Below are 10,580 nucleotides of genomic sequence, written 5' to 3'. Positions count from 1 at the left end.
AAGGGCGCACGCTTCGTCCAGTTCTGCGACGCCTTCAACATCCCCCTGGTCACCCTCGTCGACGTACCCGGCTTCCTGCCCGGCGTCGACCAGGAACACGGCGGCATCATCCGGCACGGGGCGAAGCTGCTGTACGCGTACTGCAACGCGACCGTGCCGAGGATCTCGCTGATCCTGCGCAAGGCGTACGGCGGCGCGTACATCGTCATGGACTCCCGGTCCATCGGCGCCGACCTGTGCTACGCCTGGCCGACCAACGAGATCGCGGTGATGGGCGCGGAGGGCGCGGCGAACGTCATCTTCCGCCGGCAGATCGCCGACTCCGACGACCCGGAGATGCTGCGCGGCCAGCTGGTCAAGGAGTACAAGACCGAGCTGATGCACCCCTACTACGCGGCCGAGCGCGGACTGGTCGACGACGTCATCGACCCCGCCGAGACCCGGCACACACTGATCGGCGCCCTGGCCATGCTGCGGCGCAAGCACGCCGACCTGCCGTCGCGCAAGCACGGCAACCAGCCCGCATGAGCGCCGCGTCAGGGCAGGACGGATCCCTGCTGAGAGTGGTCCACGGCTCCCCGACCGCCGAGGAGTTGGCGGCGGCGGTCGCGGTGGTGCTCGGCGTCCTCAAGGAACAGGGGCTTGACGGCGGGAGCGGTCCGGCCGGTCCCGTGCAGGCGCCCTGGCGCCGTGCGGAAGCCCCGGCCTCGCCGAAGGTCTCCTGGCGCGCGGGGCGCTGAAGCGGTCCGCCGCACCGTGGCATGAATCACGTGGATCAGCCGTGTGGGCTGCTGTTTTCCCTGTTGTGGGAGGCAGCGGCCGACCGGCGGTGCGCGGTGCGAGGAGCGCGACGCAAGTGGTGGCTGCAGGTAGCTGCACGACTACTTGAAGAAGGGCACCGCCTTGCGCAGCGTGGCGGTCCAAGTGTCAGGTAATCGGCGGCCGGGAAGCCGCAGTGAAGTCGTGGAGGATTTCCATGTTCCGTGGAATCGGGCGGTTCTCGGTGAACCGCCCATGGTTGGTCATCGCTCTCTGGCTGGTGGCGACCGCTGCCTTGATCGCGTTGGCTCCGCAGCTGAAGCCGACCAACGACCAGGCGGAGTTCCTCCCGTCGCACTACGAGTCGGTACGCGCAGCGGACATCCAGCAGAAGGCGTTCCCGCAGAACCGCCAGCCGGCGGCCATCGGTGTCTTCGAGCGGTCCGACGGCGGCAAGCTGACCGAGGCCGACAAGAAGGAGGTCGGTGAGATCGCGACCGGCCTGCAGGGCCGGAAGTTCGAGAAGATCAGCCAGGTGGTGACGGACCCGAAGGCCGTCTCGCCGGACGGGAAGATCGCCCTCGTCCAGGTGTACGCCTCCACCCAGCAGATGCAGGACGAGGCACTGGTCGAATCCGTCGGGAAGCTGCGAACCGCCACTTCCGATCAACTCTCCGGCAAAGAGCTGAAGTTCGGCTTCACCGGTGCCGCGGCCACGATGCTGGACTCGCAGGAGGCGTCGGACAGCACCGACGCCATGGTCATGATGGCCACCCTGGTTCTCATCATCGTGCTGCTGCTGGTCATCTTCCGCAGCCCGATCATCGCCCTGATGCCGGTCCTCATCATCGGCCTCGTGTTCATGGTGACCATGGGCGTCATCGCGACCGCCAGCAACCTCGCCGGCCTGGAGGCGCCCGCCTCCATCTCCGCCATCCTCATCGTGGTGCTCTTCGGCGTCGGCACCGACTACACGCTCTTCCTGCTGTTCCGCTACCGCGAGCACCTGCGCGAGGGCCAGGAGCCCAAGGAGGCGCTGGCCTCGGCCGCCGGCCGGGTCGGTGAGACCATCGCGTCCGCCGCGGGTGTCGTCATCGCCGCCTTCGTCGCGCTGCTGCTGTCCTCCATGGGCATGCTCAGCAGCATGGGGCTGTCGCTGGCGATCGCCGTCGCCGTCACCCTGATCGCCGCGCTCACCCTCGTCCCGGCGGTCTTCTCCTTGCTGGGCACCAAGGCGTTCTGGCCCTCGAAGGCATGGCGCAAGCAGCCCAAGAACGTGATCGCGAACCGGGTCGGCTCCTTCGCCTCCCGCAAGCCCGCCCTCGTCGCCGCCGTCTCCGGCGGTCTGCTGCTGGTGACGGCCCTGGGCGTGTTCGGCTTCAAGGCGGAGTACGACACCGAGAGCTCGCTGCCGGAAAACCTGGAGTCCGTCCAGGCGATGGACCGCCTCCAGAAGGGCTTCTCCGCCGGGCAGTCCGACCCGACGCAGGTCTATGTGAAGGCCACCGACGGTGCGGCGCTCGACAAGGGCGAACTCGCGGGCTACCAGGCCAAGTTGCAGGGCGTCAAGGGTGTGAACCAGGTGTCCCCGGCCCTGGTCGGCCCGAAGGGCGACGTCGCGCAGTTCAGCGTCGTGCTCGACTTCCGCCCGAGCGCGGACGAGGCCCTGGAGCTGGTCAACGGCGATCTGCGGGACACGGTCCACGGGGCGGCGCCGAAGGGCACCGAGCAGTACGTCGGCGGCAGCACGGCCGTGCTCGCGGACATCCAGACCGCGGTCAACCGTGACTACAAGCTGGTCTTCCCGGTGGCCGCCGTGGCGATCATGATCATCCTCGGTCTGCTGCTGCGCAGCCTCATCGCCCCGCTGTACCTGATGGTCGCGGTCGGCCTCGGCTTCGGCGGCACGCTCGGCGCCACCGTCTGGCTGTTCCAGGACGGCTCGAACGGGCTGCTGTTCATGCTGCCGGTGATCGTCTACCTCTTCGTCACGGCCATCGGAACGGACTACAACATCCTGATGGTGGCCCGACTGCGCGAGGAGATCCGGAGCGGCAAGGAGCCCCGGGAGGCCGTCCGGCTGGCCGTCACGCAGTCCGTTCCCACCATCGCCGCCGCCGCGGTCATCCTCGCCGGTACCTTCGGCGTCCTGATGCTCGCCGACAACTCCATGCTGAAGCAGATGGGATTCGCGGTCGCGTTCGGCATCCTGCTGAGCGCGTTCGTGATGGCGATCCTCCTGGTCCCCGCGGTCACCACGCTGGTGGGACGCCGGGCCTGGTGGCCGGGCAACCGCAACGAGACGCCCGGGGGAGGCGCGGCCGAGGAGCTGGGCGAGCCCGACGCCGACCCCCTGGTCACCGCCGGGAGGCAGTGACCCGACAGGCGTGAGCCGCCGCTCGTCCCACGGCCGGAACCCGGCCGAGGGGCGGGCGGCGTTCTTCTTTGCCGCCTGCCGCCTGCCGCCTGCCGCCTGCCGCCTGCCGCCTGCCGCCTGCCGCCCGCCGCCCGCCACCCGCGGAGCAGCGGCGGCGGACCCCCGCCGAAATCCCGTGCGCACGACTTATGCAAGAGGGGCGCAGCTTCCTGAACAGGGCGGCGAGAAGCGCCTTCGGGATCGGTAGGGTTTCGGTGCGGCGTCCTAGGTCATCAGGATTTCTGCCGTGTTGCCGGCCGGATGCCGTGTGAAGCCTCGGTCGGGCGCCGTGCGACGTCGAGCGATCCGTCCGGGAAATCCGTACGGATGGTGCTTCCTCGCTTTCATGGACGCCCGAACGGCGACGCCGGCCGGGTCGATACTGACGAATGCCGACCACGTGGGAGAGACAACGATGAGCACGAACCCCTTCGAGGACAACGACGCCAGCTACTACGTACTGGTCAACGACGAGGGCCAGCACTCGCTGTGGCCCGCGTTCGCCGAGGTTCCCGCGGGCTGGACGGTGAAGCACGGCCAGGACAGCAGGCAGGCCTGCCTCGACTACGTCAACGAGAACTGGACCGACATGCGCCCGCTGAGCCTCGTGCGCCAGATGGCCGCCGCCGAGTAGACGGCGACCGGAGAGGACGATCATGCAGACGGGTTCCTCCGCCGCGGCGGTGTTCCGGCCCCGGCCGCGCCCGCGGGCCGACCGGGTTCTGGTGTGCCTGAGCTACTGCGGCGGCGGCACCGCCCCCTTCCGGCAGTGGGCCGAAGCCGTGCCGGAAGACGTGGATCTGGCGCTGATCTGCTACCCGGGCCGGGAGGCGCGCTTCGGGGTGCCGTTCGCCCGGGACTGGGTCGCCCTGCGGGACGACGCGGTGGAAGCGGTCCGCGGTCTCGCCGACCGGCCCTACACGCTGTTCGGCCACAGCATGGGCTCCTGGGTGGCGTTCGAGGTCGCGGCACAGCTGGAGCGCCTCGGCGTCGCACCGCCCACGGAACTGGTCGTCTCCGGCGGCACGGCGCCGCACAAGCGGGAGCTGCGCGACGACGTGCCCCGCTCGTCCGACAGCGACGACGCCCTCGTCGCGTGGATGCGCGAGTTCGGGCAGATGTCCCCGGTGGTGGCCAACGAGCCGGAGCTGCGCAGGATGGCGGTGGAGCTGCTCCGCGCCGACCTCGGGGTGTCGGAGTCCTACCGCTACGCGCGGGGCACCCGGGCGAGGGTCCCGCTGAGGCTGCTCTACGGCACCCGGGACGCCGAGCCGTTCCCCGTGGTGGAGCAGGACTGGAAGTCTCTGGCCGACGGCGGTTTCGAGGCGCATCAACTGCCGGGCGGACACTTCTACGAGACGGACGTGTGGGCCGGGCTGCCGCGGCGGTTCCTCGGGTCCGCCGTGGAGGCCGGCCGGTCGGGCACCCTTTCCTGACACTGCCTCAATCGCCTTTGTGGCGTGTACGGATGACGGTATGCCGATGCCGCGCCGATTCTCTCGGCGCGGCATCGGTGTTGTCGTCTGTCGTCGCAGGGGGTTCAGGCGTTCTCGCGCAGGGCGCGCCTGCGGTCGTGCAGCACCAGCAGGAGGATCATCCCCATGAGCACGCCCAGCACGGTGCCGGCCAGGCCGGTCAGCAGGTGCGCCAGGTCGTACTCGGGGGCGGGGCGGTCGTCGCCGAGATGGGTGAGCAGGCTGTAGATGCTGTACGAGAAGAGCATGCCCGACGAGATCCAGGTCACCGCCATGGGCGGGAAGAACCGCCGTGATCCCCGACGGCTCGTCAGCACCAGCAGGCCCCAGGTCCCGGCGAGGGCCCAGACGCCGGTGCTGGCCGACAGCAGGTGCCACCACATGTCACGGTGTTCGAGCTTGTCGGGGTCGAGGCCGACGGTGCCGCCGACCGCCCAGAAGAGCTTGACGGCGCCGAGCACGACGCAGCCCGCGCAGAGCAGCCGGGCCACGGTGGTCTGCAGGGCCCGGGTGTTGCCCGGGGCGTCCCCGCACTCGGTCGGCCCGCTCAACGCCTCCGGCCACCGGGACCGGGCGTAGCCGGCCAGGGCGAGCGGAAGGCCGATGCCGACCCCGACCAGCGAGATCATCACGAAGACCTGCTCGTAGACCCAGAAGTTGGTGGAGGAGTCGGCCTGTTCGTCCCGGGACATGGCGGCCGGGCCGAGGATCGGCGCCAGCACCAGCATGGGTACGAGCAGACCGGTGCCGACCCATACCGGCAGGACGATCGGCCAGGCGGGAATCCGTTCGCCCCAGGGCCGGCTGAACGCCGCCGCCAGCAGGATGCCCACCGCGGCGAGCACCGCGGTCGTCGCATTGATGGCGCGCCAGTCCGCTTCACCCATTTCCTCGGTCGGAAGGAAGAGGCCGAACGTCCAAGCGATTTTGATGAGCATGTACGGCATAACCGCAATGGCGGTGCCGTAGCCACTGATTCTGCGTATCTTATTCAGTCGTGAGGTCGGCTGCTCCACCATTACTGTCATGTTGGCACGATATCCGAGCCGTCATTCGCGGTCAAAATTTTCTATATCCTTATAGGGATATGCGCTTTTCGGTCGATTTATGGACCGAGGTCCGAATCGGGCTGTCGAGTGCCACCGCGGTGAGATGCCCGGACTCCGAGACCGACACCAGCAGGGCGGGCTCCCCGGCACCGGCCAGCGCGATCAGTTCCAGCAGCCCGGACACCGCGCAGTGCCGGGCCTCGGTCACCGTGCCCGCGGGGTCGTGCGGCGGGGTCCCGGCCGCGGCGAGGGCCGTCGCGACGGTGTCGCGGACCGCTTCGCCCAGGTCCACGGCGCCGGCCGGGGCGCTGACGACGAGCCGCGGGCCGGACGCGCCCCCGGCCAGGGCGGCGATCCGCCTCCCGGTCGCCGCGAGGGCGGCCCGGTCCGGGGTGCCGTCGGTGCCCCGGACGACGAAGCGGGAGAGGCCGCCCGTGACGGCGGCCAGGGCCTCGGCGCCGTCGGCCGCCTCCGGCGTCGACAGTACGACGGCGGCGGCACCGTCGTACTGGCCGCGGCGCTGGTCCCCGGCCGGGGCCTGGTCGGTCGCCGCGGCCACCACCCGGTCGGCCCGGCCGGTGCGCAGCGCGGTCGTCGCGAAGTGCACCGCCTCCAGGCCGGCGGTGAAGGGGTTGGTCAGCGTGACCGAGAACGCGCGGGCCCCGGTGGTGATGGCCAGCTGGCTGCCGGGAGTGCTCATCGAGAACCCGGGCACCTCCGCCGGGCTGATGCCCCGCACGCCCTCGGTGCTCAGCACGTGGTTCATCCGCCGGTGCACATGGGCGATCGCGTACTGGGTGCCGGTGACCACACCGAAGCGCAGGCTCGGCCCACCGGTGAGGGGCGGGTCGTCGTGGCGTCGGCCGAGCGCCAGGTTGCCCGCCGCGAGCAGGTACCGGGTGGCCGGGCTGTAGTACTTCCAGCCACGTCTGCCCAGGTGCTCGGCGGGTGCGAACCAGGTGCCGTCGGGGTGCTCCCCGGCCGCGCCGGGATCCTCGGCGACGACGCCGACGCTCGTGATCAGTACGGTCATTCGGAGGCCTCCCAGGCGAGTACCGCGTTGTTGCCCCCGAAGCCGGTTCCGCTGACCAGCACGGACGGTCGGGCCAGGGCGGCCGGTTCGCCCAGGGGCACCCGCATCGAGGACGCGGGGTCGACCGTGGCGACATGGGCGTTGGGCGGGACCAGGCCGTGGCGCAGCATCCGGGCCGCGATGACGCAGCCGAAGACGCCGGCGGCTCCCGCGGTGTGCCCCATCACGGCCTTCGGGGCGTAGCCGGCGACCTCGGCGGGGTCGCCGACGGCCGCCAGGGCCTCGGTGACGGCGGTGCTCTCCACGGAGTCGTTGAGCGCCACGCCCGCCCGGTGCAGCACCACGGCGCCGGGGGCCTTGGCGGTGGTGGCGAGGGCCAGGGAGACCGACCGGCCCAGCTGTTCGCCCGACGGCTCCGGGGCCATCGGGTGGTGGGCGTCGCAGCTCCAGCCCTGCCCGGCGAGGACCGCCAGCGCGGTCGCGCCCCGGCGACGGGCCGACTCGGCCGACTCCAGCACCATGGCCGCCGCGCCCTCGCCGGTGACCATTCCGGCGCGGTCGGTGTCGAAGGGGCGGCAGCACTCCGGGTCCAGCAGCCCGAACCGGTGCAGGGTGCCGACCGCGACCCGGGAGAAGGCGTCGCCGCCGCAGGCGATCACGACATCGGCCTGGCCCGTCTCGATCAGCTCGGCGGCCCAGCCCACCGCGTACGTCCCGGCGGAGCAGGCGGTGGACAGGGTGTGGCTGCAGCCGCCGATCCCGAACCGGTCGGCGACCACGGCGGCCACGTGATGGGTGGCGAGACGGTGTCCCGGAGCGTCGGGCGCCTCCGGCCCGTCGATGTCGCCGAGCGAGGTGCCGACGGTCAGGCCCGCGTCGAGCAGGTCCTCCCCGGTCAGGCGGGCCTCGGCCAGGGCCTCCGCGACCGCGGTGACGACCAGGGTGCTGGTCCGTCCGGGGACGTCGCCGTCGAGCGCCGGGGACTTCGGGGCCGGTTCGGCCGGATCGGGCGCCGCGTACAGATGCGGGTGCTCCGGCAGGCCGCAGGCGTCCGGAGCCGGGACCGGCAGCCGGTCGGCGCGCAGCAGCCCCTCCCACAGCGCCTCGACCCCGCTGCCGAAACAGGTCACCGCTCCCAGTCCCGTGACAACGACCGTCACCGGCGCACCTCACTCCTCCGGATAGTGCAAAACAATTGACCGATACCGACCAGGGTGCCTCCGATAAAGAGTGGTGTCCGTTGCCCTTGCAAGTACCTGCAGTAATCGCCTGAGCGTCTCCTCGCCCGTCGGGCGCCTGCAATACCATCAGCGCGATCAACCCGGCGCCGTATCGTCCGGAAATAGTGCACGCGAAACAGCGCGATTGTCGATATGAATAGCCCTATGAGAAAGAGAATCCGGTGAGTGTCGAAAGCACGCTTAACACGTCGGAGCTCCGGGAACTGGTTGCGGACACCCTGGACGTCGAATCCTCGGAACTGACCGACGACGCGCTCTTCATCGAGGAGCTGGGCGTCGACTCGGTGGTGGCGCTGGAACTCCTGGTCACGCTGGAGCAGCGTTACGGGGTCAAGATTCCCGAGGAGGAGCTCGCCGAGCTCCGTACGTTCCCCGACATCCACGCACTGCTCAGCAGGAAGCTGGGCGGTTGATGGACGCGCAGCCGGCCCACTCATCGGGCGCCGACGGGAATTCCGTCTCCTACTTCCTGATCGAGAGCAAGGGGAACTGGGCCGGCCCCAACGCGGGCACCTTCCTCCGGGACGCCGCCGCGCTGGCCGACGCCGGTCACCGGGTGCGGGTCTACCTCGTGGAGGACGGCGTGCTCAGCGCCGTCGGCACCCGGACGCCCGAGATCGACCGGCTCGCCGAGGCCGGGGTCGAGGTCCTCGTGGACGACTTCTCGGCGGCGCAGCGCGCGCTCGGCGGCACGAAGCTGTCGCCGCACGTGAAACTCGCCGGCATGGAGACCGTCGCGGCGGCTCTGGCCGAGGACGACTGCAGGGGTGTGTGGCACTGATGGGGAGCTCGATGAAGCGCCGGATGTGGGATCTGCTGCTCGTCCTGACGGCCGCCCCGCACTCCGGCGACGTGGTCACCTCCGCGCTGCGGCTCTCGCAGGCGGTGCTCGACGGCGGCGGCTCGGTACGGGTCTGGGCGTGCGGGTACGCCAACATGATGACCCAGGACACCTTCGGCGACACCAAGTTGCCGAACACCCGTGACCCCGAGGGCCATTACCCCTCGCCCGCGGCGATCGTCCGGCAGCTGATGGCCGACAGCGACGGCCGCTTCGCGTGGATCGCGTGCACCGCGTGCTCCGAGGAGCGCGGCGCGACCCACCACATCCCGCAGGTGCGGCACCGGTCGCCGCTCCGGCTGGCGGGAACCATGGCCGGGGCCAAGCAGACGCTCTATCTCGGGGGAGCCTGATGACCACCACCCAACGGGCGGAGCCCCGCCGGCGCGTGCTCTGCCTCATCGACCGCGCCTACCGGGGCGCCGTCGAGGCCCAGTTCTTCCACCCGCTCTACGGACTGATCGATCTGCACGGCCAGTTCGAGCAGGTGGACCTGGCGCTCCGCGGCGCGACGGTGACGATGGCCGTCGAGGAGGACGACTACCGGCCCTCCGTACGGCTCGGCTCGACGGTGCTGGACACACTGCCGGACTACCGGGGTTCGGTGCGCGATCTGGTCGCGGAGGGCTTCAACGTCTTCGTGGATGCCGAGGCCCTGGCCGAACTCGGGGTGAGCGAGAAGCAGTTGGTGCCAGGGGTCACCTGCATCGGCCAGGCCGAACTGGCGGCCCGCTGGCCCGATTACGACCACGTGTGGTTCGTGTGACCGGCCCGCTCGTCTCCCGGATCGAGCCATGGACCGGGGACCGGCACAGCTTCGCGACCCCGCTGCGGGCGATCGACCGGATCGAGTCCTGCCCCGACGGGCCGGGCCTGCGGTTCCGTACGTTCAAGACGGTCAGCGCCGACGACCCCTACATGGGCGGACACTTCCCGGGCCTCACCCTGCTGCCCGCCGTGTTCGTGCTGGAGGGACTCCGGCAGGCGCTGACCGTCCTCACCGGCGCCGACGAGCCGCTGAACCTGCTGGAGGTCGTCTCCGGCAGGTGGCTGGCGCCCATGCAGGGCGGCGACGAGATCCGCCTGGACGTCACGGCCGAGCGGTCCGACGACGGCCCCTGGCGGGTCGCCGCCGACGGCGTACGGCAGGACGGCACCCCGGTCCTGGCGGTGAAGCTGGTGCTCGGCCACGGCGACGCCGGGCCGGCCGGTGCGCCGCTCGCCCCCGCGGACGAGGCGCCCCTGCCCGCCACCACCGGGCACGGGCCGGACTACACCGAGATCCTGGACCGGCTGCCGGTACGGCACCCCATGCTCCTGGTGGACCGGGTGGAGGCCTTCGACGCGGGCCGGGAGATCACCACGCTCAAGGCGGTCTCCGGTTCCGAGCCGTGCTACCGGTCGATGGCCGACGGGCTGCCGCTGTCGCGGTACGCCTACCCCAGGGCGCTGATGCTGGAGTCCTTCGGGCAGTCCTCGATACTCCTGTGGCTGTCCAGCGGCACCACCGACGGTGTGCAGGTGGCCGCGGCCTTCCGCAACTGCCGGTTCGCGGGCGAGGTCCGGCCGGGAGCGGTGCTGCGCCATGTGGCCCGGATCGACCGGATGATGTCCGACAACGTCTTCGTGTCCGGGCAGACCTGGGACGGCGACCGGTGCGTCATGACGGTCGGTGCCATGATCGGGTCGAGCCGGCCGCGTGAGCGGGTCGACCGGAAGGCGGCCGCGGCCACCTGACGGCCGGGCCGCGGAGCACGACGAAGCGG

Annotated in this window: 13 protein-coding genes; 10 read left to right on the top strand and 3 right to left on the bottom strand. The window is 70.9% G+C overall.

Annotated features, from left to right (window positions below; all coding sequences use genetic code 11):
- From ABZZ04_RS36800 to ABZZ04_RS36780, 5 genes are all read left to right on the top strand, one after another.
- The coding region (locus tag ABZZ04_RS36800; protein ID WP_356936599.1) for a carboxyl transferase domain-containing protein at positions 1 to 528 on the top strand (528 nt) is incomplete at its 5' end.
- The gene (locus tag ABZZ04_RS36795) at positions 525 to 740 is read left to right on the top strand and encodes an acyl-CoA carboxylase epsilon subunit (protein WP_356936598.1); all 216 of its coding nucleotides are present in this window, start codon (positions 525 to 527) and stop codon (positions 738 to 740) included. The genes ABZZ04_RS36800 and ABZZ04_RS36795, both read left to right, overlap by 4 nt.
- 236 nt (positions 741 to 976) lie before the next feature.
- Positions 977 to 3,136 (top strand): MMPL family transporter, encoded by a 2,160-nt coding sequence (locus ABZZ04_RS36790; RefSeq protein WP_356936597.1) that lies wholly within the window; start codon positions 977 to 979, stop codon positions 3,134 to 3,136.
- Positions 3,137 to 3,590: 454 nt separating this feature from the next.
- Entirely contained in the window at positions 3,591 to 3,809 is a 219-nt protein-coding gene (locus ABZZ04_RS36785) for an MbtH family protein (protein ID WP_356936596.1), read from the top strand.
- A gap of 22 nt (positions 3,810 to 3,831) precedes the next feature.
- A complete protein-coding gene (locus ABZZ04_RS36780; RefSeq protein ID WP_356936595.1) occupies positions 3,832 to 4,611 on the top strand; it encodes an alpha/beta fold hydrolase in 780 nt (259 codons plus the stop codon).
- A gap of 104 nt (positions 4,612 to 4,715) precedes the next feature.
- Here the strand turns inward: ABZZ04_RS36780 and ABZZ04_RS36775 are convergent, their stop codons facing one another.
- The 3 genes from ABZZ04_RS36775 to ABZZ04_RS36765 all read right to left on the bottom strand — a co-directional run bounded on the left by ABZZ04_RS36775 (position 4,716) and on the right by ABZZ04_RS36765 (position 7,892).
- Positions 4,716 to 5,537 carry a hypothetical protein gene (locus ABZZ04_RS36775; protein ID WP_356936594.1) on the bottom strand — a complete coding sequence of 274 codons (822 nt, stop codon included), beginning with the start codon at positions 5,535 to 5,537 and terminating at the stop codon, positions 4,716 to 4,718.
- Positions 5,538 to 5,727: 190 nt separating this feature from the next.
- A complete protein-coding gene (locus ABZZ04_RS36770; RefSeq protein ID WP_356936593.1) occupies positions 5,728 to 6,732 on the bottom strand; it encodes a beta-ketoacyl synthase N-terminal-like domain-containing protein in 1,005 nt (334 codons plus the stop codon).
- Positions 6,729 to 7,892, bottom strand: coding sequence for a beta-ketoacyl synthase N-terminal-like domain-containing protein (locus tag ABZZ04_RS36765; RefSeq protein WP_356936592.1), 1,164 nt, complete (start codon positions 7,890 to 7,892; stop codon positions 6,729 to 6,731). The genes ABZZ04_RS36770 and ABZZ04_RS36765 overlap by 4 nt, the downstream gene beginning before the upstream one ends.
- A 242-nt stretch (positions 7,893 to 8,134) precedes the next feature.
- Here ABZZ04_RS36765 and ABZZ04_RS36760 point away from each other — a divergent pair, with 242 nt between their 5' ends.
- The 5 genes from ABZZ04_RS36760 to ABZZ04_RS36740 are packed head-to-tail and all read left to right on the top strand — an operon-like array spanning position 8,135 to position 10,551.
- Complete coding sequence (locus ABZZ04_RS36760) at positions 8,135 to 8,386, top strand: acyl carrier protein (protein ID WP_356936591.1); 252 nt, start codon at positions 8,135 to 8,137, stop codon at positions 8,384 to 8,386.
- The gene (locus ABZZ04_RS36755) at positions 8,386 to 8,754 is read left to right on the top strand and encodes a DsrE family protein (RefSeq protein ID WP_356936590.1); all 369 of its coding nucleotides are present in this window, start codon (positions 8,386 to 8,388) and stop codon (positions 8,752 to 8,754) included. Before ABZZ04_RS36760 ends, ABZZ04_RS36755 begins: the two co-directional genes overlap by 1 nt.
- A complete protein-coding gene (locus tag ABZZ04_RS36750; RefSeq protein WP_356936589.1) occupies positions 8,754 to 9,167 on the top strand; it encodes a hypothetical protein in 414 nt (137 codons plus the stop codon). Before ABZZ04_RS36755 ends, ABZZ04_RS36750 begins: the two co-directional genes overlap by 1 nt.
- Complete coding sequence (locus ABZZ04_RS36745) at positions 9,167 to 9,580, top strand: hypothetical protein (protein WP_356936588.1); 414 nt, start codon at positions 9,167 to 9,169, stop codon at positions 9,578 to 9,580. The genes ABZZ04_RS36750 and ABZZ04_RS36745 overlap by 1 nt, the downstream gene beginning before the upstream one ends.
- Positions 9,577 to 10,551 (top strand): hypothetical protein, encoded by a 975-nt coding sequence (locus tag ABZZ04_RS36740; RefSeq protein WP_356936587.1) that lies wholly within the window; start codon positions 9,577 to 9,579, stop codon positions 10,549 to 10,551. Before ABZZ04_RS36745 ends, ABZZ04_RS36740 begins: the two co-directional genes overlap by 4 nt.
- Positions 10,552 to 10,580: the final 29 nt, after the last annotated feature.

The sequence above is a fragment of the Streptomyces sp. NPDC006435 genome, from assembly GCF_040612315.1.
Classification (GTDB): Bacteria; Actinomycetota; Actinomycetes; order Streptomycetales; family Streptomycetaceae; genus Streptomyces.
The sequence above is the reverse complement of the archived record's forward strand: the minus strand, read 5'-3'. Positions and strand labels throughout refer to the sequence as shown.

Bases quoted from the DNA above. Each gene is read 5' to 3' on its own strand.
- ABZZ04_RS36795 (WP_356936598.1), top strand. From the start codon at position 525: ATGAGCGCCGCGTCAGGGCAGGACGGATCCCTGCTGAGAGTGGTCCAC.
- ABZZ04_RS36790 (WP_356936597.1), top strand. From the start codon at position 977: ATGTTCCGTGGAATCGGGCGGTTCTCGGTGAACCGCCCATGGTTGGTC.
- ABZZ04_RS36785 (WP_356936596.1), top strand. From the start codon at position 3,591: ATGAGCACGAACCCCTTCGAGGACAACGACGCCAGCTACTACGTACTG.
- ABZZ04_RS36780 (WP_356936595.1), top strand. From the start codon at position 3,832: ATGCAGACGGGTTCCTCCGCCGCGGCGGTGTTCCGGCCCCGGCCGCGC.
- ABZZ04_RS36775 (WP_356936594.1), bottom strand. From the start codon at position 5,537: ATGGGTGAAGCGGACTGGCGCGCCATCAATGCGACGACCGCGGTGCTC.
- ABZZ04_RS36770 (WP_356936593.1), bottom strand. From the start codon at position 6,732: ATGACCGTACTGATCACGAGCGTCGGCGTCGTCGCCGAGGATCCCGGC.
- ABZZ04_RS36755 (WP_356936590.1), top strand. From the start codon at position 8,386: ATGGACGCGCAGCCGGCCCACTCATCGGGCGCCGACGGGAATTCCGTC.
- ABZZ04_RS36750 (WP_356936589.1), top strand. From the start codon at position 8,754: ATGGGGAGCTCGATGAAGCGCCGGATGTGGGATCTGCTGCTCGTCCTG.
- ABZZ04_RS36745 (WP_356936588.1), top strand. From the start codon at position 9,167: ATGACCACCACCCAACGGGCGGAGCCCCGCCGGCGCGTGCTCTGCCTC.